Genomic DNA, 24,486 nt, shown 5'->3' on the forward strand with positions numbered 1-24,486 from the left:
GGGTTCCTTGCCATCACTAAAAAGGAGAATGTCCCCTTTCTTTATAAAAACAGACTTGACCCGTGTGTTTAGGATATGTGCCGGCTTTCGGCCCGGCAGCCGAGTCAGCTTGTGTTTCGGCAAAAGTGATCAAACCCATTGTCGCGCGGTCGCGGCCCTTTGGGTTCCTTCGACCCTGCACCCAATCACATGGCTGCGCAACTCGCAAGCTCGGACAGTGCTCGCCGATAAGCCGGATCGGTACAGAGCCTCAGCTCTCGCCCAACGCGACATTTTTGTAAAATTAGTTGCCCAAATTTCCTTGACTATTAAGGTGCATTTGATAGGATTTCCCAACATTTTTTGTACGAGATAACAGAGAGTGAATAAAAGTAGGAAAATAGATGAATCACGTAGAAACTATCCTTCAAAAAGCCCAAGACCTTAATGGTTTGCGTTCATCTACCATGGAGCGTTTGAGTCAATTGGAAGGGACAGATGGACAGAAACTGGACTTTGAAATAGTCACCTTAGGCTTACAACAAAGCCTTGGCGAAATTGATACACGTTTATTGGGAATAATTGAATTAATAGCTGGATTTGAAAATATAGAAAATACGTCTCTTGTTCCTTCAACCTATATGAATGAATTAAAAGGTGCTATTGACCAAGTCAGTAGTAATTACGACACCATCAAAACCCAACTAGATAACATTGAAAGTGCTGGCGGCGGAATAGGTACGATAGATCCAGAGCATTGGATTATCCAAAGCAAAAATGGCCAAGCCTCACTTAATCTGAGTAAATTGTTCGCTCAGGTTAATTCTAACGTCGATTCTCTATTACAGAATTATTATCTTGTCGCTCAGATTGTTAAAGGGGAGGGATACTCTGATTTTTCTTCAGCATTATCGGAATTTACAAAACAGCTTAATCAATTAAAAAAAGCGAGGTCTGAAAGCGAAAAAATATTGACCCTTGTATCTGAGGCGTATAAAGAAATAGAAACTCAAAAAAAGAAGGGAGAGGAGATTAAAGGAGAGCTTGATCGGCTACAAAATGAAGGAGAAAAAGCCAGGAAATCCCTTCAAGAATACGAAAGTCAAGGAACGAGCGATGTTACTTCTATTCAGAAAACTCAAGAGGAAGCTGAAAAACTCAAAGCACTGGTAGACAATTACCAGCCTATTTTTGAACGTTTTCAAAAAGAGTTAGATGATAGAGAAAAATCTTTTGAGTCTGGTGAGAAAACCAAAGAGGAACTTTTTACTGATCTCAAAAATATCAAGAAAAAAATAACCGAGCTAAACGATCAAGCCGAAGGCATGTTATCAGGAGCAACTATTGCTGGTTTAGCAGGATCATTTGGAAAGCTGCGTGAAAAATTTGATGAAGAATTAAAAAAAGCAAAAAATGCATTTTATTTTGCAATGGTTTTGTTGGTTGTTTCAGTTCTCCCTCTCCTATTTTTTGTTCTTTCAGGATCGCAAATTCACTACGTCACCACAGATAACTCAACCTTGGAACTTTTTGGACAGATTGTCATGCGGGCTCTTCTCCTGCTTCCAGCCGCATGGTTTGCGAAGTTTGCGGCAGGTCGGCATGCGGCTCTTTTTCGATTAAGGGAACATTACGCCTATAAATATTCACTGGCATCCTCGGTTGAAGGTTTTAAAAAACAAGCCGAGCCATTTAAGGATGCCATAGCTGCGGCGACATTTTTTGAGCTCACATTTAATCCAGCAGATAAAATGGATTCCAAGGCTAAAGTGTCTGAGGAAAGGCATCCAAACCAAGTGATGGAATGGATAATGAAAAAATTAGGGACAACATATGATGGGAAGAGCCAATAGTGAGGATTTGATCATCGTTAGCGGATGGGGTTAAGCAAAAACGATATAAAATTTGAGGTCAAGATTTTGGGGTCACCCATTAGCAGGCGGTGTCAAGTAGGCAGACGACTCCTCAGTGTTTTCTCTGTTATGAAATGCGTTTTCTCTTCTCTCTGCCGTGAGCGAACCGAGCTCGCACCTGGGTTTTCATTTCTGTCGATGTCGTCTCCTTGCCTGAGACGCACCAGTCACCCATCAGGATCAAGACGCAAAAGATCGTGTGGTGTGCGTGTCCAATCTTCGGTCCCTGGCATCGCATGCCCCAGAAAACCAGCAGTGCCCGACGGAGGTCCATTCAGCGAACACACAAATCGTGTGGCTGCTTGCGAGTCGTCTTGAGCCCTGCAAGCGCCAACCCCTTGTTGGCTCATCGTCGAGGCGACTCAGTCGCTCCCGCCAGCGGGAGAAGGAACGGGGTGAGGGCTCGGCCAATCAAATCTCGTGGTTATGAACCAACCCCAAGTCCAGCTCAGGCCCTCACCCTCCACTATGCAAAGGCTCGCGTGATATCAAACGGGACTGCATCCCGCATGACGTAATAACAGGCTCGCGCCAATTTATGTGCGACGGCCTTCAAGGCGATCACCACCTTGGTCTTCGCGCGCTTTCGGTCATAGAACTGACGAATTGGGGGCGCATAGCGAATGGCAAAATGGGCGGCTTCGACGAAGGCCCACGATAAATATTTATTCCCATTCTTGGTGTTGCCCTGCCCCTTGCGTTTCCCATTGCTGAGTTTCGTGCTGCCCACGCAGCGACAGTACGAGGCAAACTGGCCGACCGTAGGGAAGCGGCGAATGTCGCCGGTCTCGAGCATGATGGTCAGGGCCAAGATCTGTCCAATGCCGGGCACCGTCAACAGGGCCTGAAAGGTTGGCCGAAGATGCACGCGGGCTTTCACCGCCTGTTCCACCTGGGTAATCTGCTCGGCAAGGTGACGCATCACGGCGACCGTGACTTGGAGCGCCAGTGCTTGTTCCGGAAGCGTGACCAACGAACCCACATGATCGAGCGTCAATTGTTGGGCGCGATCTCCCCTCATCGTCTGGCCAGTATTCCGTGTGAGTAAGTTTTGAAGGCTGAGGAGATTGGCCGTCTTCTGCCGCACCAGCTGACTGCGCTTGCGCAACAAGTCACGCACGGCTCGGTCCGCCTTCGGATAGATGTACCCCGTCGGCAACAGGCCCAACCGGAGCACGTGGGCCAGCCACCGGGCGTCGGTGTCATCATTGGTGTATTTGAGCCCTTCGTATTGTTGCATCGCGGCGGGGTTCGCCAAGTGCACGGCATAGCCCGCCTCCATGAGCCCATCCACTACCCAGTACCAATTGTAGGTGGACTCGACCACGAGCCCTTCGAGCTGTGACTGAAAGGGAGCGAGCTGCGTAAGGATCGGCTCCAGTTCATTGGATTTTGGGGTCAAGTCTAGTTATATGAGTTTCATGAATTTGGCGAAACAGGAAAAGAGCTGGCCGCTATGAAAGCTTTGATAGTGAAAGACTCTCCTACCGCTATGCGAAGAACTACAGGCTTTCTCGATGCTCCCGAACCAACCCAATAATCTTGTCCATCACCGGTAGGGACCGTCGTTTCTCCACTAAATTCAGGTTTTTCATGACCTTTTTCTTATCTGGATCAGGTCCTATTTTTTGATAATGAATAAAATCATGGATAAGGTCGTCCTAAAATACAGACACCAAGTTAAGAGTCAGACGCCTCGGGACTGCAATAGCCGAGCGTTTGATGGAGACGCTGCCGGGCATAGAAGTATTCAATCTACTCAAAGATCACCTAACGGTTCCGTGCGATCTTGAATGATTGTTGTTCGATGAGGCGTTTTTCTTGTCTGGGGAAAGTTTCTGCCTTATAGGCTTCCAGTTCGCCCCTCCACCGCCCAATCAACACGCCACTTACGCCTAAACTTCGCCCAGCGACCACACAACTACAGGCATGTTCCACCACCAACGCAACCGTTTCCTGCTGAAGTTCCCGACTGTGATGACTGCGTGTTCACTTCATTCAACATCTCGTTTCGAATTATTATATAATGTGTCCGATCTTCCAGGGGAAGATCAAGCATGACCACTACGGATTAGTTTTAAAGCATCCGATAGAGGAAACAATATCCATGAGTATGTCAGCCGATTCTACTGAAATTCCCAAGGGGAATCTTGACGGGTTTAAAACCCATGCCAGAAACGATATCCTCTCTGGATTTTTAGTTTTTCTTATTGCTTTGCCACTGTGTCTAGGAATTTCTCTGGCTTCAGGATATCCCGCGGTGGCGGGCATCTTTACTGCCATTATTGGCGGTCTCGTTGCCACCTTCCTGAGCAATTCAGAACTGACGATTAAAGGACCTGCAGCTGGTTTGATTGTTATTGCATTGGGGTGCGTTCAGGATTTTGGTTTTACAGGCGGGGAGGACCCGGCGAAGGACTTTCAGGCCTATCGTTTGGCGCTGGGTGTTGGGGTTGTGGCAGGCGTATACCAAATTATACTCGGACTTTTTCGCGTAGGAATCCTTGTAAAGCTTTTTCCGAAAGCGGCGATTCACGGTTTGCTGGCTTCCATTGGAGTCATCATCATCGCGAAACAATTCCCTGTATTGATGGGATTAAATCCAAATGGGGCTCCTCTAGAGTTACTTGCTGGCATCCCTTCCTTTGTCATGAATATGAACCCGAAAGTTGCGTTAATTGGAATGATGGGTCTTACGATTGTGGTGGGTTATAGCTATATAAAAAATCCCAATTTGAAGGTCATTCCCGCACCCATGTTGATGTTAATGATCACTGTTCCAATAGCCATATTTTTAGGAATTGGGGAGAAGGGGTCTTATACGTTCAATCATCTAACCTACGAACTAGGCGAAAAGTTTTTAGTCAATGTTCCAGAGAATTTGCTACATGCCATAACCTTTCCGGATTTTTCAGGAATAACCACGGAGACTGGAATTAAATATACAGTTCTTTTTGCGATCATTGGAAGTTTGGAGGGCATTCTCAGTGCCAAGGCTATTGATGGGATCGATCCGTGGGATCGAAAAACAAATCTGGATCGAGACTTGTTGGCCACCGGTACAGCGAACACCCTGTCGGCTTTCATTGGTGGGTTGCCCATGATTTCTGAAATTGTTCGAAGTAAAGCCAACATTGATAATGGGGCAAGAACCCGGTTTGCCAATTTTTACCACGGAATGTTTTTACTGATATGTGTGGCATTGATTCCAGGGGTTATTAATCAAATTCCTCTAGCTGCCTTGGCAGCGTTATTGGTCATCACAGGATCTCGTCTGGCTTCTCCCAATGAGTTTGTATCTGTTTATCGTGAGGGAAAAGACCAGTTCATTATTTTTGTCTCTACCATATTGGGTGTACTCGCTACTGATCTTTTAAAAGGATTAGCAATTGGAATTGGAGTCAGCATTGTCATGCATTTTATTCGTGGGGGCTCCATCCTCAGATTGAATGCCACGATCATTCATGAAAGAGATCAGTCTGTCACGATTTTTTTACGAGGTTCCATCATTTTCAGTTCATGGATTCCTCTAAGAAAACACCTTGATCGTTTCTTTCTGGAAGGGAAGCGGGTCACCGTGGATATGACAGAAACGAAACTTGTGGACCGTCGAGTCAGGTCTAAGATTGACGAGTGGATACGGAAATTCAGAGAAAACGGTCTTGAGTTGTCAGTGCGAGCCAGAATGACATCACTCGATGAGTGATTCTCATATCGTAGCGTGTAGGCGTGATAAAGCGACCCCCGGTGGGAGGGGAGTTTTGGGGAATTCCAACTGCAAAAGACGTGATACCTTGCGCGCATGCGGCCATTTATTTTTTTGCAACACCTCAGTCTTTCTCGTGTGACTTCTCTTTCTGCAATCGATCCAACAGTTGGTTGAAGCTTTGGCTCAGGGTGCCCAATTCATTTCGGGAATGAACTGGGAGGCGTTTCCCCTTGTAATTTCCATGCGCCAGCTCATCTGCCAGTTTGCAAACATCAAGGATGGGTTCGCTGATTGAGCGAGTGATGTTTGCCCCCAACACGCCGCTGATTAGTGCCGCCGTAAAAAACAATGCCACTAAAAGAACAATTAAATAATGCGTTCTGCTGGAAATCTCCTCAACATCATTTTCCAGCAATTGCTCCTGAAGCGCAGTCATTTCATTCAAGAGTTCCTTGATTCGAAATGCTAAAGGAGCAGCCTCAGTTTTCGCCAAATAATTAGCCCGGTTCCAATCTTCTCCTGACCGAATGCGGATAATTTCTTTCAGTAAAGGCTCGAACTGCTTGAGTCCATCTTGCAGGGATTCAAAACTCTTCAACTGCTCTTTACTAAAGTTATTTTTATTTTCCTGTAATGCGTCCATAGACGCAGCACTTTTTCTCCAGTTTTCCAGAGATTCCTTTTTAAACTCTTGCTTACCAGATAACAGAAACTCGTCGGCTCTTTCCAAAGCCAGACTGGTTGTCGTTTCTATAGTCGCGAGAATTTCTACCAGTCGCTGATTTTGGGAAGTAATTTTGCCTTTCATATTCTGCTTGATCATTTTAGACACGATGGCCACGATGATTTTTTCCAAAGGTTCTGCTTGATCGAATAGAATTTTTTGTGCAGGAGAATTTTCCGGGGTTTGCGCGATATCTTCGATCTTCTGTTGGGTCTTCTTAAAAGCAACGATTTCTTTTTCGATGGATTGTAACCGGGCCTTATTTTCCGGATCTGTCCAGTGGGGAGCAAGCTGATGCATCTGCTTCAGGGATGGGTTGATTTGTTCTGCCCAGGCAAGAGCTCGTTCTGTCTGGTATTTTGGATCTCCCAGGAAAATCCACCCACGCAGCGAAGCCAGGGAATGGTTGATACCATTTAACATCATAAGACTGGCATGAGCCGTGGGAGTTCGAAGGTCGACAACCCTCTTCGTGATGATCTCCATAGTTTTTACTTGCTGAATGGTGAGCAATACCACACCCATTAAAATAAGTGTGATGACCCCAAAACCCAAGCCCACTTGCTTCCCGATTGTCATATCCCTAAAATTAAACATCTCAACCCCCGAATCTAACTTTTCATCAACTCCTACGCTGTAGCGAGGAGGAGGAATGTATCAAATTGTGTAGTTGTTATCATAGCAAAACGTAAAGTCTGTACTATAGTAATAGTTGTCGTTTCTCCCGACCCAGTTGCAAGGCATTGAAAAGTGGTGCATAGCTTCCCTCTCTCTGTCTAGTCATTCATCGTTTAACCATTCTCAACATGATTTGAAATTTCGAAAAATGTATTAGTCAGGAATCAACCCTGGAATTATATTGATCCGCTTCAGCATATTTTGGGGTTGTCGCCGAAGACCTGACATGACTACGGTGAGTCTCCCCCGAAATCCACCCCGGTCGCCTCGATGTGCTCACCAAACTTATTAACGTATCAGTGTCCCTCAATCCACTTGACCGGAACCTGCTAGATGGGTGACCCCCTTTCGGTTTCAATCTCGTTTGAGGGCGCTTAACTGGGCTTGGGGCGATTTACGTCTTGCTGCTATTCGGTTTTGTTTCAGGAAAAAGTAGGTCAAAGGGTTTGAGCAGAACGTTCACCATGGGCATTAAGAACAATCCGAATAAAAATCCAATCACCGCATCCCCAAAGGCCGTGATGAGCCACACCATAAGACCCGATGCAGCGCTACCTGACCCGACATCGGCAATGGCCTTAATTGTGTCGTAGAGCCAAGACCAACCAACTTCGTGTAGCCCGTGGACCACAATACTTCCTCCCACCCACAACATGGCCGCCGTCCCGACAATCGAGATGACTTTTAGGACCGTTGGCATCGAAGTAACTAGGCTCCGTCCGAAAGCACGCACCACCTCAACTCCGTTAGACTCGCTGAGGCGTAAACCAACATCATCAATTTTAACGAGAAGTGCGACAGCCCCATAGACCAGAACCGTAATCATGACGGCGACAACCGCAAGCACGCCTGCCATCACCCAAAGACTGCCATTACTAATCGACGCTAGCGCAATGGTCATGATTTCAGAGGACAGAATAAAGTCTGTCTTGATCGCACCTTTTACGCGCTGCTCTTCGAGATGTGCCGCATCGAGGGTTGCAGCTTGTTGCGGGCCTTTGTCTTTATGATGTGTGAGGGCATGCCAGGTTTTCTCTGCACCCTCAAAACACAAATATGCCCCACCTAATATGAGAAGCGGAGCGATCATCCATGGTGCAAACACATGTAACGTCAGTAGCGCTGGCAAAAGGATGACGAGCTTATTGAAGAGCGAGCCACGGGCGATCTTTGCAACAATTGGGATTTCACGAGCCGCTGGAAGCCCGGTAACATACTTTGGAGTGACGGCTGCATCGTCTATGACAACACCTGCCGTCTTGCTCCCGGCCTTAGCTGCCTGTGATGCCATGTCGTCGAGTTGAGTGGTTGCCAGCTTTACAATTGCAGCAACGTCATCGAGCAGGGCGAGTAAGCCGCTCATATTTCTTCGTTATTCCTCTGGGCTTTGATAAATGTGCAGTACTGGACCACCGATCGACCCGTAAACATGTCTGCACTTTTCTCCATTACAGACTGATCGTAAGCTCTCTCTGAAGGCCATAATCTCACAACAGCCGCACAGTAGTGGCCCCTTAGCCATCCGCGCCGCAATTGCTGATCCCGCTGAACGTGGAAAAGGGGTCGGGAGTCATTACTTCTCTCGAGGACGTCCACGGTCTCGTAATGTTGAGTCCAGGCCTAATCGCTTCGCAGTGCGTTTCACCCACTGTTCGCTCCCAAAGGGCCTCCCTCGCTGCACACTCGTTCGCAATGCCTTTAGCTCCGCTGCCGTCTCGGGTTGATTAACCTGAGCCACCCACTGACGAGGATGATCGACTGGCCAACGACTCAGAAACGGCTCGGCGGAGCCTTGTTGTTGTCGACGCCACAGGCTCGACCACTGCCACTCTTCGGCCCGACGGACTAAGTTGGCCCGAAGCGCATTCCGCTCGACATATCTGACAACCGTGAGAAAATGCTCGTCCGCCTGGATAGGAAAGGACTTGAATCGCCCTTGATACACCGGGCCGGTCCCCGCCGTGTGCCGATGCGCATGCCACCGTTGCGTGTGCGTCACCGTAACCCAGCGCAAAACATCGGACAGTTCTCCATCATCTCGGGGCCAGAATACTAAGTGCCAATGGTTGGGCATTAGGCAATACGCCGCTAGGCGAGTGCTAGTGCGTTCCACCGTTTCCTGCAGCACCTGCTCAAAGGCGGTATAGTCAGCAGGGGTTTTAAACAAAGGCAAGCGCCCAACTCGTCGGTTGAGCACATGATAGACAAACCCTCCCGTGGCAAGACGAGGACGACGTGGCATACCGGCTTGTAACTGGATGCCCAGAAAAAGTCAATAAAAGACTCCCGACCCCTTTTTCAAAAGGACTGAACTATTTTGAATAATGAGGAATGTGGGAAGGGCTCGAGATATGTGTGATGAGAAAACCTGACCTCGAGCGAAATGAGAGATTATGAAGTCCTTCAATAATAAAAGGTGGAGAATGAAAAACGAAACTTGCAACAACAGACTTGATTCAAATTGACTACTTTTTCTGTCATCCCGTACTCTTCTCACTTTGACCAAATGAGTTTGGAAATGTTGTCGGGAATGGTGTGATCGTTAAGTTTCTTCATAGAGAAAAGGAGAATGACCCCTTTTTAAAGAGTTCCTGCCACTCATGTCGAATAAGGCCATAACGAAGGCCTGATCCCATTAATCATTCACTGGATTCCGGCTTAAAACGTGCCGCACTGACGATTCGATGGGGATTGGCTCTTTCTGTCACTATTGATATATTTCAGCTACTCACATATACTTACACATATAATATAAAAATTCAATGGAGGTGTCAGATGGGTCAGGTCACCATATATTTAGAAGCTGAGATTGAGGCAAAAATGCGTCAGGCGGCAAAAGCCATGCATGTCTCTCAAAGTAAATGGATTGCTTCGTTAATCAAGGAAAAGGTCGCGGACGAATGGCCTGAATCGGTCTTGAAGCTTGCAGGGGCATGGTCAGACTTTCCCAGCGCGGAAGAAATAAGAAGCACGCAAGGCACTGATACCGTGCGTGAGGAATTTTAATGTATGTGATTGATACAAACACACTCATTTTTTTCCTCAAGGGTCGTGAAAGTGTTTCCCAAAAACTCTTAAGCATACCACCTAAAGAAATCGGTATCCCTTCTGTTGTTGTCTATGAGTTGGAGGTGGGCATTGCCAAATCCAAGGCTTCTCGCAAAAGACTGAAGCAACTTGAAGAGATGATGTCGATCATTACCGTTTTGACTTTCACGGTCAAAGAAGCCAGGAGTTCAGCGATGATTCGCGCTCAACTTGAGCGCAAGGGTCGTCCGATTGGCCCTATTGATACGTTAATCGCAGGGACGGCACTTGCCCATCAGGCCATATTGGTCACTCACAACATCAAAGAATTCACACGTATCGACAAATTGCAGGTTGAAGACTGGTACGTGTAAGGGCAAAAAATCTTTTGCCCCTACGGTTTGTTATCGGATTTCAATGCGTTCATTGTTTTTGATGGCTTGTCGTCATTGTTCTTCAAGAACGGCTAGGAACTGCTTCACTTCTTTTTCTGTTGCAAGGTATGGGGTCTGTACCAGCTTCGCCGGCTTAATGATTCGTGCCTTTTTCACCGCTGGTTTCGCTGCTGTCTTTGGAACAAAGGTTTCCAATTGCGCCATTGCCCTATCGTATGCCTTTTGCGCTTCTGTTTTCCTTTGTGTGATGTGGGCGAGACTTTTTCCCTGCTCGGCTTGGAGGAGCAGTTCTTCCTGTAATGGGGGCAGGCCCCTACTCATCGAGAAAAGGATAATGTCCTCTTTTTCGGGGTGCTCGATAAATTATCTGGTCAAACCACTGCATGAGGAGAACCTCCTCGCGTCAGTACCCATGCGATAAAGCAGTGGGAAATGCACCGGATATAAGGCGTTCAAGTCAGTACTTTGCTTCTGGAAAGCAAGAAAACTTCACATCTGCGGCTGTGAGGCGCTTCGGCTTGCAGGCCCGTCGAGGAGCAATAACTCCCCCCCCCTCCTGCACCCCCATAATGGAAATGTTCTTCGTAGAGGTTTAAAATGTAAGAATATGTTGGACCTTCTTCCAGGGAGGATGGTGCGATGTTGATATATGATCACAAGTGCGAGCAATACGGCAAAGATTATTTGCTCGTCCGGACCTTGGCAGAACATGAAAGTAAGATGCCTTTTAGCCCATCCTGCAAAAGGCAAAAAGGTGGTCCGAGTCTTGAGCGCGTTCTCCACAAAAACCAGTAGAAAGGTTAGTGCTTCCACCCCACACAAGAACCGCAGCAGGGATTTCAAGAAGCGTTGGAGAGCCATACTCAAGATTCATGAAAAGGAGGGACATATGACCAAGACTATCTTACTTATAGGAGGATTGATGATGGGTTTTGGACTCATGAGCGTCGGGTGCGTCGCGATCGACGCGGGACATGAAGGTGTATTAGTCGAGCAACCGTTCTTCTTCGGCCATGGCGGCGTCGATCCTGTTCCAAGCAAGACTGGTCGAGTGATCGCCGCACCGACGACGAAAGTCATCCCTGTGGACATTCGACCCGTTCAATACTCGGAACATTTCGATATCATTTCAGCCGAGAACGCCCCGGTATCTTTCGATGCCTTTCTGATCGCCAATGTCATCGAAGGGCGGTCGCCTGAACTGATTTCAAGGTATGGGCCCGATTGGTATCAGCACAATGTCAAAGAAGCCTTCAGAACTTTTGTACGAGAAGAAGTGCAAAAATACCCGCTCTTTCAGCTGACAACCGAGCCGACCATAAGAGCGAAGTTGCAGAATGCCATTGCACGAGAGATCCAAACGACACTAATTGAGAAGCAGGGTATCCCAGTTCGGCTGAATCGCGTTGTCGTCGGGAGCATTCTTCCTCCAAAAGGCGTGGTCGATCAGACGACGCAGACCATCATTCAAGAACAACGCAAGATTACGATGGGAGAGTTTCAGAAAGCGGAGGAAGCCCGCGAGGATGCCGAAAGGCAACGTGGGATCGCCGACCGGGCCTATCGAGAATCTCTCGGCTTAACAGCATTAGAATTTGTCGACCTACGTCGTATCGAGGTGCAGAAGGAAATCGTCCAACATGCACCGGCTGCCTTAACCGTCATCATGGGCCTTGAGCGCGGGGGTATCAACATACCGGCACTCGCAGGGCAGTAAATAGGCAGGGCTGTTTTTTTGATGGCGTATAGCGGCAACGATTTTGCTCGTCCGGACCATGACAGACCACGAAAGCAAGACGCTTTTTGCCCATCCTGCTAAAGCCAAAGTGTGGTCCGAGCCCTAGAAAAGGGGACATTCTCCTTCTTATGTCATCCCATGCTCTTCTCACGTTGTCTATATAGTTTGAATGGAATATGTGTCAGGAATGTTGTGATTGTTGAACTTCTTAAGCGAAAAGTGCTTCCCACCTATCGCCAAAAAGGAGAATGTCCCCTTTTTCCATATGTAAGGAAAAATTTGGTGAAAGGGAATATTCGAGAGCTGTGCGAACAAGCGGGAGCCTCAGACCCCAAAGGACTGGCCAAAGAATTAGCGCTATTACTGGAAGGTGCGACCGTGACCGTCCAAGTCTCTCAAAGTCCAAAAACCGCGCAAATCGCAAAACGGGCAGCCAAAGCCCTGATTGACAACGCGATACCTCGAAAGCGTTGCCCCATTCACCTCCAAACTGCCATATCAATATGCACGTGACCTGGAAACGACGGTAAAACCTTGTCCATCCGGGTAATCGTCATTCAAACAATCTACAGTTCAGAAGTTCGTGTCGAATAGATCAAAGCCCTAGGTTCTAGACTTCCTTACTCATGCCCCAGAACTGCTACGGACTGGGAAGTTATAGGGTGAATAATCCAAAAAAGACCAGACCAACTGAGGGGCATGAAGGATCTCCCCAGTGATCAATGTGAAGTTGCCAATACCTGTTCGTGCCTCCCGTTTCTTCTACCGAGTCATCCAGGTCATACAGAATTTCCACATGACCAGTACTTCTCTTAACCTCCCCCATATCGCCACGGCAACTTTCGAACCGTTACCCACTTCATCGTTCAATCGATCGACCTATAACCTTGCAATCAGCCGACATCAAATAATACGATCCTAATATTCCAAAGCGAGAGTGCAGTAAATTTCGCCTTATGCTGGCACCAAGGTGTCTCTTTGTTCATGAATGTGCTTTATCACCTGTTTGGACATGTTCTTTTCAGCCATCCGTAGATCATAGGACGCTTGAAGATTCATCCAAAACTTCGCCGTATTCCCAAAAAACTCACTCAGTCGCACGGCCGTATCCCCGGTAATGCCCCGCTGCTCCTTGAGAATGGCCGTGATGCGATTCGGCGGCACGCCGATGGCCTTTGCCAATGAAGTAGCAGTCAGACCGGTATGTTTTAGCGGTTTTAAAAATTCTTCCTCAAGTATCTCGCCTGGATGGATTGGTCTCATATTGTTCTTCACCATCTTTCCCCCTCTCTAATGATAATCCGTTATTTCCACGTCATGCGGGCCGTCTTTTTTCCACACAAAACAAATTCGCCATTGATTATTAATTCTAACACTGTATTGTCCCTTCCTATCTCCGCTCAGTTTCTCTAGTTGATTCCCCGGCGGAACCAACAAATCGGCTATCTCTTCAGCATTGTCTAAAATCTCTAGCTTTCTTTCCGCAGCCTTCTTACATCCAGAAAATTCACCGACTCGTTCCCCACCAAAGAATGTCTCTGTTTTACGATCCGAAAAACTTCTTATCATTATTTATGATACCAATATTTATGATTTACGTAAATCATAAATATGTATCAGCTTACGAATAAATTTCAGGAACCCACAATGGTTGGGGTAAGCACCGTGGGGTGAAAGCAAACTTTCTGGGAGCATCACTAAAAACTAATATAAAAGGGCAAAACCAATGATCGAAGACCCGTGCCCATCATCTCCGAATCCTTTTATCTCTTATGCCAATAAATCGTCCATCTGAAACCCAACACTACCTTCCTTTTTTTAGCAGTTTTAGTTGATTTCATTTTCTTTTCTGCGACCTTATCTGTTGACATCATTTATTCTTCTTGATTAATAAACTAGATTCTGTATTCTTCTTAAGACAAGGAAAATCCTGTCATAAGGTTGAAAGTCAAGCTCTTATAGATTACTCAATAATAGACTTGTCCCTCTCACATTTTTCTCGCTTTCGAGTGTTTGACTTATAAAACTAGATTTGACCCCATAAGCATAAGTTACAAGACCTCACCCTAATTAACATGTCAGAATATTAATCTTAAACAATTAGATGTCTGCAGATACGAGAACGCTCATTGGTTACACCATCTACCTGATCAGTGTGATTGGGTGTGTTCTCTGCGGAATGATGTTTGTCGGGTTATTTTCACCAAAAGCAAGTTCAATGACTTACTTTTGGCTGACCATTGGTGGATTTATTCTGTGTATATTCATGGTCATTATTTCCAGTTGTTTTTTAGTCCCCACATTTGCTCAAGTGACGAAAATTGACAAACGCTCGCCAGTACTGTTTCTCCGTCCTTTCAACGAAGATCAGTCAAGAACCTATGACGTTATTTCAATAGGTGAAAGTACGGTCAACATTCAAGGGACGAGCGAAGAATTTCTGCTTGTACTTAATGCCATCGGGCCATTGGTATCAATAGGAGAGCCTAATTGGATATCGCGGATAGGCGCCTACCCTCATGGGGCCTATCGAGTTTTTGTGGAACACCAGAACTGGCAGAGGAAAGTAGAAGAGCTATTAGGCAAGTCGAGTCTGGTTGTACTAACCGTTGGTGAATCCGCCGGTATTGAATGGGAAATTGAAGCGGTGAAAAACAATGTCAACCATACAGCTCTACTTCTCTATTTACCACCACGCCCTACGGATGCTCTAACGAAAAAAGGAAGAGCTAAAAAAGAAAAGATGATTTACGAAGAATTCAAGACAATGATAGAGAAACGCTTTCCAATTCACCTTCCGGATTTTCAGGAGACCATTCATATTATCGGTTTTAAGGAAAACGGAGATCCGATTTTCGGCCAGAGCACCTCAAAGAAAAAATGGTGGTTTACTGAGATGGATCGGACCGTGACGGCTGTTTCTGATCAACTTCAACACATTTTGAGTGTAATTAGGCCTAGCCAGGACCTTTCTTCGTATACCATTATCGGACAATATACGATGTACACACGCTATATAATTGCCACGTTGCTTTTTCTCTTTGGCTTGGGACTCGGTTGGGCCTGGCAAAATTCGAATTTTCATGCCCCTGGAGACCTGAACACAATCTCTCATGTGGTCACCACAATTATTGTTCAATTAACGTTAGTGATCGGATGGGTTCTAATCGCCAAATATTTCCGCCGGCTATGGATATGGATCATACCTTTCTGTATTGCAACAGGTTCATTACTGACCATATTCTTTACTCTTTTTCAAGCCAGAATGCTTCCCGAAAATGATTTTCTTTATACCTTCCTAAGACTCATGAGTACAATGAGTAGTGTTGTCGGTATCGTATCATCTTTCTTCATCTTAACCTTGGGAGTCTGGTTAAATGGGAAGAAGTTTTCCGAACCAGAATAACCCAGTTATCTGCGCATTAAGATCGTTAGCGTGAGCTAATTACAGTGTCAGGCTGAGGTGGCCCCAACTAGAAATCCCTAAGTTTGACTTGTCCTCGATCAGGGGAAGCTTACACACGTTCAGGAAAAGGGGAAGAAAAGGGGTCATTCTCCTTTTTTAGCCATTATATAAAATATGGGAAAAGAGCAGGTCTTGAATCCTGCAGTGCCTGAGTTCGGCTCCGTCGTTTTCTAGCTGATCCAACCCTTGCGCTTGGCCTACTTCACATACCAGATCAAAAACGCTGTACTCATCAGTTGTACCGAGAACCGTAACGTCCCAAGAGGAATAGGAGTCATTCTCCTTTTTGTTATTGCTCCATGCACCTCGATGATCTCTTACGGGGCCTGCCCATACGGATCCATGCTGAACTCAAGGCTCAATTGCTCGCCGTCCGTTGTTTCCAAACTTGTCGACCAATTGGTGAGCCTCGATTAACGCTTTTTCAATTGGCCGCGATTTCCATCTCTAAAATAGGAGAATGTCCCGTTTTCCGGTTGGCGACTATCAGGACCTAACAGGTATCAGAACCCTTTATCCAATGCTTTTCATTGTGATAGTCATGAGATACACCATAGTTACCGCATGCCCCAGGTGAGGGTGTAGTCAATGTCGTAGCCTGACCCTGCCGGACTTTTTCCCAGCACGGTGCCGTCCCAGTCCAATCGGTACCATCCGCTTTCCTCCACCGCGAAGGTGGCTGTGCCTTTTGCTGTAGACTCCACCTTATGCCGAAGCCAGGTGTCTGCGTCCAACATGGATGTGAGGCTGTAAAACCTGATCCATAAAGATCCGGCCTTGACTTCTGCTTCATAGTCCACAAAGACCGTCTGCCCCTTAAAAAAGTACATGGTTTTTATACCTAACGAAGTTCCTGACTGGTTGTTGGTGAACCCGCCGCCTTTTATGGACTTGGATTCGTACCCGAGGGTTTCGAACATGCCGGTCTGATAGCCAAGCGGTATCCCAAGCAGCAGAAGAAGCACCAGGATGAAGAGCAGCCATGTAGGCCCGTTTATCTTTTGACCGACCTTGATGGTGTTTTCACCCGGGTCAGCCAGAAGAACTCCAGACTCAAGGAATTCTTCAGATTCTTGATGTATGCGTTTGGGTACCCATTCTGTGGTTTTGTTCATTTGCTCCCCCTCCCCCAACTGAGGGCAAGATTTGCCTCACCATTCTTCAGTGCAGACTCTTTAACATTCTCGTGTTTCAAAAAGGCCTTTTATATTTCCATCGGGTGTATTCACGTACTCTTGAAAAAGCGGTTGATGATTCCCTGAACAGGTCCTGCCCATCAAACGAACTGAACGAGTCAAAACCGACATCAAGATTCGGTGAATAGTCCCAACATGCGAAAGATCATCTTGTATCCATGAGATTCTTGAGAACACGTTTTCCAGTAGAAAGGGGGGATTGTGGTTGGGGTAAGCACCGTGGGATGAAAGCAAACTTTCTGGGAGCATCACTAAAAACTAATATAAAAGGGCAAAACCAATGACCGAAGACCCGTGCCCATCATCTCCGAATCCTTTTATCTCTTATGCCAATAAATCGTCCATCTGAAACCCAACACTACCTTCCTTTTTTTAGCAGTTTTAGTTGATTTCATTTTCTTTTCTGCGACCTTATCTGTTGACATCATTTATTCTTCTTGATTAATAAACTAGATTCTGTATTCTTCTTAAGACAAGGAAAATTCCTGTCATAAGGTTGAAAGTCAAGCTCTTATAGATTACTCAATAATAGACTTGTCCCTCTCACATTTTTCTCGTTTTCGAGTGTTTGACTTATAAAACTAAATTTGACCCCATATATGACCTCATATATTGGAACAAACCCTTTCGGATCATTTAGCCCTGACTCGGATTGCCATCAAACGGATTTCGGTCTTGGGATTCTGATCGACATCGCCGCCTGAGTGGACTCCGATATAAATCCAACCGTCTTTATCTTTGGTATCGTTATTGGACCAGTAGACTTCGTGCCTGCTCATATCTTTTTCCATTGAATTGGACAAGATTTCCGTGATATCAGCAATCATATATTTCTTTCGAGTCTCAGGCTCATATCCCCAGATCCCATGCATGGCTCCTGCTTTTTTTTTGTGACTACCCTGTTTTCCCGCAAGAACCAGCAACTTGTTGTCTAGCGTTGCTGTAAAATTATGGGCATAGACCCACCGTCCTTCCGGATCGATCAGTCCCAGATCAACGGGCTTCAAATTCGGCCAGTTCGCGAATTTAAAACTGTACATATGCCCTGTCATGTAACTCTGAACATATGCCACCTTTTTGTCTAGCGTCACGACACCAGCCCAGAGGGAGTTTTTTTCTACTCCGATGGTGTCCAGCGTTCCCTTTTCCACATCATAGCGGGTAATACTCATTCGATTTTTGAAACCTATTTTCTTTCCATTGTAACTGTACATATACACGTTCCCTGCTTCATCCAGCACACCCCTGAAAGGGGGCTTATGGGTAAAGACCCCCTTGTCCTCCCACTTGCCGGTCTTGAGGTCCCTAATCACAAAATGAGATTTATCTACGGTCGTCAGATAGAGCTTTTCCCGTTTGTCATCCCCTATCATCATATAATAGGTTTCCTGCTCAATCATCGCACCAAGATCCTCGATTCCCTTCTCTTCTGTATATTTAAACATATGCCCTGTTGAATCATATGTGTAGCCGAAATGCGTTGCAAAAAAGACCGCTCCATCTTTGGCCTGATAAGGCGGCACGTGGATCTTACCCTGGTCCTGGCTGTGGGGCTTCCCTTTGAGCGCTTCTTTGACACTGCCAAGATCCGTAATCACTTCTGTGCGCGGGTCATATCTATACAAATGTGAATCAAGACGGTGGTCCCCGACTCCGACATAAAGATTTCCATCCTGTCCCATTCCCAGGCTGTTCCAATGAGAATGCATTTTTCCGAATCCGGGAGGATACTCAAACAGCTTGATCTCTACATCATAAGGCACACCTTCCGCTGATAAGGTGCCCCTTACAACCTTCTTTGTATCTGCGGCTCCATTGTCTTGCGTAGCATGCAGAACAGGTACTACATTCAAGCCCATCATTAGACTGAGAATGACAATATAATTTCTCATCGAATCGCTCTACTGCTGTATTGTATTTACTAAGCGGGCGGTCCAGGGCAAGCTCTCATTATGCTTAGTCGACGGAAAGTATATACTATAGTTGAATAACTTTTCATTGGCAGAAAAAGAGGGCATTCTCCTTTTTGAACAGCATATTGGCGTCTTGATGAGACCTGCCGAGGTCGACCACTAGGACTCAGGCTCGCCTCAAGCCCCTCCCGCTTAGCTGCCCGTTGTGTCCCTCCTCCTCTGTCCAAACGGCATGTCGCGAGTGAACACATGATAGCAGAGGCCTCCGATAGAGGCGCGAGAGGTCTGAGAAACTGGCTGATGCAACCGCAACCGCTGATGAGAATAAAGGGGACATTCTCCTTTTTCTGTCATCTCATGCTCTTCTCACGTTGTCTATATAGTTTGGAAAGAAAAGGTTCTAAAAGGGGACGTTACCCTTAAATCACAGATATTCAACACGAACCCGCTTAGGTAGAAACGATCTTAAGAGTCGACGGCTTATCGAAATCGGGCTGCCACATGTGGGGGTGCGATACGTCTGAAGTCGTTGAAGAAGAAGTTGTTTCAAGAACGAAAATGCTGTTCGCACAGTTAGTCTGTGAAAAAGAACAGGATGGCATCTTCTTTCATCCGACTCCATTTACCACAACCTTATTTGAATCCTGTTTCTAAAAATCGTGCTGCGTTGTTTATCAGCTATGTCAATAATGAGGCGTTGAAACCTGGTCATTAGCAGGCCGAGGTTTTTCGATGGCAACCTATCGAGCCCTTCTGCTCGGCTTGCCCTTCAGCTAACTCCACCTCTATCCTTTCCCATGGGATCTGAATCGAATTTTTCTACATCCGATCAATCGAGCACGTCTCCGCTTGGGGGAATCCTCTCGGCTATCCTTCCAGGACTTGGGCACTTGGTCCGAGGCTATCCCATTCATATGATCTGGGTGCTGATGGTGGGAGGCCTGCTCGGAGTCTGCACTTGGGTTCTCGGTGCTGTCGGAGGACCGGGAGCGGGCTGGTTCTTTGGCATGTTAATTATTTTGCCTTGGTGGTGCCTTCAAGCCTATCAAGCGTACCTCCCAACTCCACAAGGCCAATGGGCCACGCTACACCTTGCCTGGAAACGCGCTCACGACATACGATATCTTGGCGGGTTATTTCTACTCACTGCATTCACAGACTTGTACATTATTTTAGCGAACCCTGACTATCTCCTGACCGTATTTTGCACTAAACCTACTGGCATCCCCGGTCTCCTGGTCAAAGCTCAATCCCCAGCGCTTCATATCGCCATTGGGTACGGCTTTCTCACACTCCGTCGTTGGGCCCTGTTTGTCTTCTTGGTTTATGCCGGCTTCGGCTTTCTCAATGCTACGAGCAACTTCGCATGCTTTGGATTCGGACGCATTCGCACCGTGTTCTTCATCTCACTCTTGGTCTTCACGGCATATGTCATATGTCGTAGAGACTGTTTGGTCACACATTCCCGATCATCCTAGAAATGGGAGTTGGATCAAAAAAGGTCTCCCCAATTTGTAGCAATATTTTCTGCAATTCTCCATGTCACGCCTCCTCGCCTAGTAAGTGCTCAGATATGTCCACCAAATCGGGAATAGACCAGTCAACGTCAGAAACCGGAAGACTCTACCTACAAACTGTTCGCTTGAACGGGAAGCATACAATAAGATGCCTCCGGTTGTATTGCACATGTTTTACAGGATATCAGGCAAACATTTGGCAATGTAGAATGGGTAAGTTTCATCACGAAACGTATATGAACGCGTACCCATCGACTGGGTCATTCGTCTACAAACGGTCAGGTTGCCCTAATTCGCCGTTGTTGTATCGAGAACTAAAACATACCAGTCGAAGAAGCCTCGTGGATCAGAGGAATGAACTTAACCGCATTCATTACGATTTCCCATTTTCTCCCTTCCCTTTAGGGACAGACATCGCGTTAAGCTGTTTGGCCTGCTCGTAATGCCAAACGATTTGCTCTCGTAGCTCCTTAAGTTCGGCGCGGTGAGACCCCTTAAGTAATTTCCATCCTTGTCGCTTAAACCCTTTCGGATCCAAATAGGGTTTTTTCGTGAACCTCGCTATTCGTTGCTCCAAGTGGTCCACTTTGGCTTCGAGACGTACCGCTGTTTCTTCAAAAAGGTTAGCCGCTATCAGATGCTCTTCTGCAGACCACTCGTTTTCGATCTGCTCGGAGGAAGGGGTAAGAGGCGTTTCGGGAGTTTTTGCCAGTCCAAACCCTAAGAGACTTGCTAGTCCAACAATGACTAGAACACCCACGATACCTTTCAAGGCCTGTTTCTTTTTCATAAGCGCTCCTCCTACTTAAGATATTTTTTAATGCTCTATAAATACTATAGATAATCTTTTTCGTTTTTGTCATCCTTGTATGTTTGCTTGTGTTGTGCTTGAGGTTGGAGGCTTGGCGGGACTGTCTGATGGATTATAGTCAGAACATCGAGGTCATATGCTCACGATGTGCCTTGCCAAGCCATGATGTGTATAATACATTACAATAACACACATCATGGGGGACTACTATGCGTACCAACATCGTCATAGACGATCAATTGCTCTCAGACGCACAACGACTCACGGGTATTAAAACCAAGAAAGGGGTTGTTGAAGAAGGACTCAAGGTTTTGCTTCGTCTTCAAAAACAACAGGCCGTGAAGAAGTATCGTGGCAAACTTAAGTGGACAGGAAATCTCGACGCGATGAGACGTGATACCAAATCATGACGATTGTCGACACCTCAGTATGGATTGATTATTTCAACGATGTTTCCACGAAAGAAACCGAAACTTTAGATGATATCCTTGGAAACCAAGAGATTCTTATTGGAGACCTGATTCTGACTGAAGTGTTACAGGGGTTTCAGCAGGATTCGCATTTCGAGATCGCTCAAAAAGTTCTCAATGCCTTCCCTGTCGTGGCAATGCTTGGTCCATCCCTCGCACTCAAAAGCGCCCAACATTATCGAACCCTTCGAAAACGTGGCGTAACTGTGCGAAAAACCATCGATGTCATGATCGGGACTTTTTGTATTGTCCAAGACGTTCCATTGCTGTATTCCGATCGAGACTTTACCCCAATGGTTCGTTACTTGGGTCTTCGCTCTGTTCTATAGGTCACTAGATAGAGGCAGTTCCACTGCCTTCTGACAAAACGTTTCACCACTGATAATGTGTCATTACATTATTTATCTTTCTATGCTACTTTCGAAAAAGACATAGGAGACAAATCCTATGTTGATAGTCGTGTAGTTCGGTTTAACCATCAGATCCACAAAGCCATAGCTAGCCCTTCATGAACAGCGACCACATCCCTGTTTGCTCTGAGCATTCCAACGGCATGCACTGAGTGCATACTGGATCGCTTTGAAGACAGGTGGGATAGTGAGAGTGCTATCTAGCTGATGTATTATTATAAGAGAGATAGGTTTTCAGTTTTTTGACAAACAGGTTTCGACTTGAACCGCACGGTGGAACGCGATAGGGTAAAAACATAGACTATTGATAGCAAAGGAGTAGAACAGTGGGAGTTTTATTTCATGTAGCGTTCCCCATGAAAAACGTTGAAGAAACGAAACGGTTTTATGTGGAAGGACTCGGTTGTGCAATAGGGCGAGAATCCAAAGTGGCCTTGACGCTCAACCTTGAGGGCCATCAAATCGTGGCACAGATGACCTCTGAGTCTGTCGAGAAACCGAAGAGTATTTATCCCCGCCATTTTGGACTGGTATTTACGTCGAAGGAAGAATGGCAAGCCATGGTGGAACGGGCAAAAGGCAAGAAGCTGTCTTTTTTCAAAGAACCCAGCACCCGGTTTGCAGGATCCCCGCTGGAGCACCACACATTTTTTTTGGAAGACCCGGCGCACAACCTGCTGGAGTTCAAGCATTACACCAAGGAATCGGCCATATTCGGAGAACGGAATTATAGTGATGTGGGAGACGCCGACGAACCGCGATAGCGGAGTTTTCTCCTTCTTGACGAAATAAAAGAAAAGGTTCCTGGCATAAAACTTTTTCCATTCAGACAAGACTCTGAGAAAGGGTTATGGGAAGACGGGCAAAGATGAAAAAAGAGGATATCAAAAGTTATTCAATTGACCAACTCATGAATATGAATGGCATGACTCGAAACGATTCGCCGGTACGACCATCTTGAGCGAAAGGCTTCTTCCAGAGTGCTGGTTGCAACAGTGCATGAATAGATAAAGCTAGACTTGATATTCAAAACAAATAACTGAGAGGAAAGTGAGCGAACGGGGTGGAATTTGCGGTATGTGCCGAAGTTAAAGGCCAACGGACTGTGCTAGCCTTCCAGTTGTGGACACGGGTAGACACTACACGAGGACATTAATTCGCTCTGACAGATTTTAACGGCTCGGTACGAGTACTTGCCAAGTTTTCCATAGCCCACTTTGAATGAAAATAAAGCATGATGAATGGGACTAACCAAACAATAAAATATATCCAAGCACAGGTAGGATATACGATCCACTTCAGGCTCCAATGGAGATTTAACTTCATTGAGAACCGCACGGTTAAGATTATATATATCAGAATTCCAAAAGCATGAAGCCTCCGATATATGTATAATGCTTTGAAATCAGCAGTTGACTCAAATGCGTCAAGCTCTGCCACTCTCTGACAAGCCTCGCAAGTATCTGTAGCACACCTTTCACATTTCTCCGCAGTCTCCCAATAATTCAAGCCAAAGGAAATTATAGACAAAGCAGGCAATATAGCAAGCACTAGAACCAGGCAACCTCCATAGAAGATTTGCCGCTCCCGTTTCAGTGTCTTGACTTTTGGATGGTCAGCCCAAGTTTTAACATTCATTTCCTCTTTCCAATGCTACATGCCTGGCAAGGGAGGAGCCCCCCGTACTTACCTAAATGGGAACAATTAGTATCTATGTTATGCCGGAGCTTGTTTGGTCAGAGGTTTTTGAGAATGTGAAAAGGCCAGTTTTCATTGCATATAATGTATTTCCGATAAGCACGATCACGAAAAAAAATATGGACATATCCACCATAGTGGGAGTACCAAAGTACGCCATAAGAACCATCACAACGTATCCGATTTGCGCAAAGAACGTTACGCCACCTGAAACGAGGCCGTCCGCTGCTTTATCTCCATTTTGAATTTCTTTCTGTACCATCCATTGCCAAGGAGTCAGCGCAACTACATACGACCATATCAGTAACGGAATGAACGACTCACTTGTTGCACGGGCGACGAAGAAATACAGGACGCTCCCACACCATACGGTCATAATCATCACTATATATAAGCTACTTAGCGCCACAACAATATAGCAAAGAAAAATCCTTCCCTTGTCAGCGAAGTACTCTCCAGCTAAACCCGTAGCTAGCAAGGGCATACAAGCTAAACTAATGACATAAATACTACCCATGATGGCCAAAAGACCATAGCCTATGGCTCCCCAATCCCCGAGAATAGCTAACCAAATTACGGAGCAGATCCCCCCCAACACATTCAGAATAGTAAGGGGTACTGTTAGTAGAGTTAGTAGACCCCAAAAGGCATTCATCAGAATCTTTCCTCGGGATATAAGTACCAGGTGTACACTAAGACCTCTCGGCACCTTCTTGGCGCGGCTTAAGAGAAAATCCATCTATAAGGTTATTTTAAGTTAAGGGTACATCTAAAAACGTGTGGGGGGCTCAATTGCCCGATCTTGTCGGGATCGGGCACGTTGAATTGAAGTCGTAAATGCA

The 24,486-nt window shown here is 46.2% G+C and carries 23 protein-coding genes; 11 read left to right on the forward strand and 12 right to left on the reverse strand.

Annotated elements, in window-relative coordinates; genetic code table 11:
- Positions 1 to 383 precede the first annotated feature (383 nt).
- The gene (locus ACWQXP_RS21770) at positions 384 to 1,832 is read left to right on the forward strand and encodes a hypothetical protein (RefSeq protein WP_454064988.1); all 1,449 of its coding nucleotides are present in this window, start codon (positions 384 to 386) and stop codon (positions 1,830 to 1,832) included.
- Positions 1,833 to 2,059: 227 nt separating this feature from the next.
- On the opposite strand, the gene ACWQXP_RS21775 is transcribed toward ACWQXP_RS21770, so the two are convergent.
- Complete coding sequence (locus ACWQXP_RS21775; protein ID WP_454064989.1) at positions 2,060 to 2,242, reverse strand: hypothetical protein; 183 nt, start codon at positions 2,240 to 2,242, stop codon at positions 2,060 to 2,062.
- A 116-nt stretch (positions 2,243 to 2,358) separates the two neighbouring features.
- A complete protein-coding gene (locus tag ACWQXP_RS21780; RefSeq protein WP_454064990.1) occupies positions 2,359 to 3,294 on the reverse strand; it encodes an IS110 family transposase in 936 nt (311 codons plus the stop codon).
- Positions 3,295 to 3,999: 705 nt separating this feature from the next.
- Here ACWQXP_RS21780 and ACWQXP_RS21785 point away from each other — a divergent pair.
- Complete coding sequence (locus ACWQXP_RS21785; protein ID WP_454064991.1) at positions 4,000 to 5,598, forward strand: SulP family inorganic anion transporter; 1,599 nt, start codon at positions 4,000 to 4,002, stop codon at positions 5,596 to 5,598.
- A gap of 124 nt (positions 5,599 to 5,722) precedes the next feature.
- Here ACWQXP_RS21785 and ACWQXP_RS21790 read toward each other — a convergent pair whose 3' ends face one another.
- From ACWQXP_RS21790 to ACWQXP_RS21800, 3 genes are all read right to left on the reverse strand, one after another.
- Complete coding sequence (locus tag ACWQXP_RS21790) at positions 5,723 to 6,922, reverse strand: HAMP domain-containing protein (protein WP_454064992.1); 1,200 nt, start codon at positions 6,920 to 6,922, stop codon at positions 5,723 to 5,725.
- Positions 6,923 to 7,397: 475 nt separating this feature from the next.
- Positions 7,398 to 8,366 carry a DUF808 domain-containing protein gene (locus ACWQXP_RS21795; RefSeq protein ID WP_454064993.1) on the reverse strand — a complete coding sequence of 323 codons (969 nt, stop codon included), beginning with the start codon at positions 8,364 to 8,366 and terminating at the stop codon, positions 7,398 to 7,400.
- A 210-nt stretch (positions 8,367 to 8,576) separates the two neighbouring features.
- Positions 8,577 to 9,245: a transposase gene (locus tag ACWQXP_RS21800; RefSeq protein WP_454064994.1), complete on the reverse strand. Its 669-nt coding sequence runs from the start codon at positions 9,243 to 9,245 to the stop codon at positions 8,577 to 8,579.
- Positions 9,246 to 9,778: 533 nt separating this feature from the next.
- On the opposite strand from ACWQXP_RS21800, the gene ACWQXP_RS21805 reads away from it, so the two are divergent.
- Together ACWQXP_RS21805 and ACWQXP_RS21810 are read left to right on the forward strand one after the other, a co-directional pair.
- Positions 9,779 to 10,009 carry a CopG family transcriptional regulator gene (locus ACWQXP_RS21805; RefSeq protein WP_454064995.1) on the forward strand — a complete coding sequence of 77 codons (231 nt, stop codon included), beginning with the start codon at positions 9,779 to 9,781 and terminating at the stop codon, positions 10,007 to 10,009.
- On the forward strand, positions 10,009 to 10,404 hold the full coding sequence (locus tag ACWQXP_RS21810; RefSeq protein WP_454064996.1) for a PIN domain-containing protein: 396 nt from the start codon (positions 10,009 to 10,011) through the stop codon (positions 10,402 to 10,404). The genes ACWQXP_RS21805 and ACWQXP_RS21810 overlap by 1 nt, the downstream gene beginning before the upstream one ends.
- 72 nt (positions 10,405 to 10,476) lie before the next feature.
- On the opposite strand, the gene ACWQXP_RS21815 is transcribed toward ACWQXP_RS21810, so the two are convergent.
- Positions 10,477 to 10,746, reverse strand: coding sequence for a hypothetical protein (locus ACWQXP_RS21815; RefSeq protein WP_454064997.1), 270 nt, complete (start codon positions 10,744 to 10,746; stop codon positions 10,477 to 10,479).
- 568 nt (positions 10,747 to 11,314) lie between these two features.
- On the opposite strand from ACWQXP_RS21815, the gene ACWQXP_RS21820 reads away from it, so the two are divergent.
- Both ACWQXP_RS21820 and ACWQXP_RS21825 read left to right on the forward strand, forming a co-directional pair.
- On the forward strand, positions 11,315 to 12,142 hold the full coding sequence (locus ACWQXP_RS21820) for an SPFH domain-containing protein (protein ID WP_454064998.1): 828 nt from the start codon (positions 11,315 to 11,317) through the stop codon (positions 12,140 to 12,142).
- A gap of 213 nt (positions 12,143 to 12,355) precedes the next feature.
- On the forward strand, positions 12,356 to 12,676 hold the full coding sequence (locus ACWQXP_RS21825) for a hypothetical protein (RefSeq protein ID WP_454064999.1): 321 nt from the start codon (positions 12,356 to 12,358) through the stop codon (positions 12,674 to 12,676).
- A 441-nt stretch (positions 12,677 to 13,117) separates the two neighbouring features.
- Here ACWQXP_RS21825 and ACWQXP_RS21830 read toward each other — a convergent pair whose 3' ends face one another.
- Both ACWQXP_RS21830 and ACWQXP_RS21835 read right to left on the reverse strand, forming a co-directional pair.
- Entirely contained in the window at positions 13,118 to 13,426 is a 309-nt protein-coding gene (locus ACWQXP_RS21830; RefSeq protein ID WP_454065000.1) for a HigA family addiction module antitoxin, read from the reverse strand.
- A 27-nt stretch (positions 13,427 to 13,453) separates the two neighbouring features.
- The gene (locus tag ACWQXP_RS21835) at positions 13,454 to 13,732 is read right to left on the reverse strand and encodes a type II toxin-antitoxin system RelE/ParE family toxin (protein WP_454065001.1); all 279 of its coding nucleotides are present in this window, start codon (positions 13,730 to 13,732) and stop codon (positions 13,454 to 13,456) included.
- A gap of 610 nt (positions 13,733 to 14,342) precedes the next feature.
- Between ACWQXP_RS21835 and ACWQXP_RS21840 the strand changes: the two genes are divergently transcribed.
- Positions 14,343 to 15,569, forward strand: a complete 1,227-nt coding sequence (locus tag ACWQXP_RS21840; protein WP_454065002.1) for a hypothetical protein — start codon at positions 14,343 to 14,345, stop codon at positions 15,567 to 15,569.
- A gap of 617 nt (positions 15,570 to 16,186) precedes the next feature.
- Here ACWQXP_RS21840 and ACWQXP_RS21845 read toward each other — a convergent pair.
- Positions 16,187 to 16,744, reverse strand: coding sequence for a hypothetical protein (locus ACWQXP_RS21845; RefSeq protein ID WP_454065003.1), 558 nt, complete (start codon positions 16,742 to 16,744; stop codon positions 16,187 to 16,189).
- Between the two features lie 713 nt (positions 16,745 to 17,457).
- Complete coding sequence (locus ACWQXP_RS21850) at positions 17,458 to 18,717, reverse strand: hypothetical protein (protein ID WP_454065004.1); 1,260 nt, start codon at positions 18,715 to 18,717, stop codon at positions 17,458 to 17,460.
- Positions 18,718 to 19,535: 818 nt separating this feature from the next.
- On the opposite strand from ACWQXP_RS21850, the gene ACWQXP_RS21855 reads away from it, so the two are divergent.
- The gene (locus ACWQXP_RS21855) at positions 19,536 to 20,216 is read left to right on the forward strand and encodes a hypothetical protein (protein WP_454065005.1); all 681 of its coding nucleotides are present in this window, start codon (positions 19,536 to 19,538) and stop codon (positions 20,214 to 20,216) included.
- Positions 20,217 to 20,628: 412 nt separating this feature from the next.
- Here ACWQXP_RS21855 and ACWQXP_RS21860 read toward each other — a convergent pair whose 3' ends face one another.
- On the reverse strand, positions 20,629 to 21,045 hold the full coding sequence (locus tag ACWQXP_RS21860) for a hypothetical protein (RefSeq protein WP_454065006.1): 417 nt from the start codon (positions 21,043 to 21,045) through the stop codon (positions 20,629 to 20,631).
- A gap of 230 nt (positions 21,046 to 21,275) precedes the next feature.
- Between ACWQXP_RS21860 and ACWQXP_RS21865 the strand changes: the two genes are divergently transcribed.
- The 3 genes from ACWQXP_RS21865 to ACWQXP_RS21875 all read left to right on the forward strand — a co-directional run bounded on the left by ACWQXP_RS21865 (position 21,276) and on the right by ACWQXP_RS21875 (position 22,710).
- Positions 21,276 to 21,476, forward strand: coding sequence for a type II toxin-antitoxin system VapB family antitoxin (locus ACWQXP_RS21865; protein ID WP_454065007.1), 201 nt, complete (start codon positions 21,276 to 21,278; stop codon positions 21,474 to 21,476).
- The gene (gene vapC / locus ACWQXP_RS21870) at positions 21,473 to 21,865 is read left to right on the forward strand and encodes a type II toxin-antitoxin system VapC family toxin (RefSeq protein WP_454065008.1); all 393 of its coding nucleotides are present in this window, start codon (positions 21,473 to 21,475) and stop codon (positions 21,863 to 21,865) included. The genes ACWQXP_RS21865 and vapC overlap by 4 nt, the downstream gene beginning before the upstream one ends.
- Before the next feature lie 407 nt (positions 21,866 to 22,272).
- Positions 22,273 to 22,710, forward strand: a complete 438-nt coding sequence (locus ACWQXP_RS21875; RefSeq protein WP_454065009.1) for a VOC family protein — start codon at positions 22,273 to 22,275, stop codon at positions 22,708 to 22,710.
- A gap of 947 nt (positions 22,711 to 23,657) precedes the next feature.
- Here ACWQXP_RS21875 and ACWQXP_RS21880 read toward each other — a convergent pair.
- Positions 23,658 to 24,299 (reverse strand): hypothetical protein, encoded by a 642-nt coding sequence (locus tag ACWQXP_RS21880; RefSeq protein WP_454065010.1) that lies wholly within the window; start codon positions 24,297 to 24,299, stop codon positions 23,658 to 23,660.
- Between the last annotated feature and the right edge of the window lie 187 nt (positions 24,300 to 24,486).

The sequence above is a fragment of the Candidatus Nitrospira salsa genome (assembly GCF_965152625.1).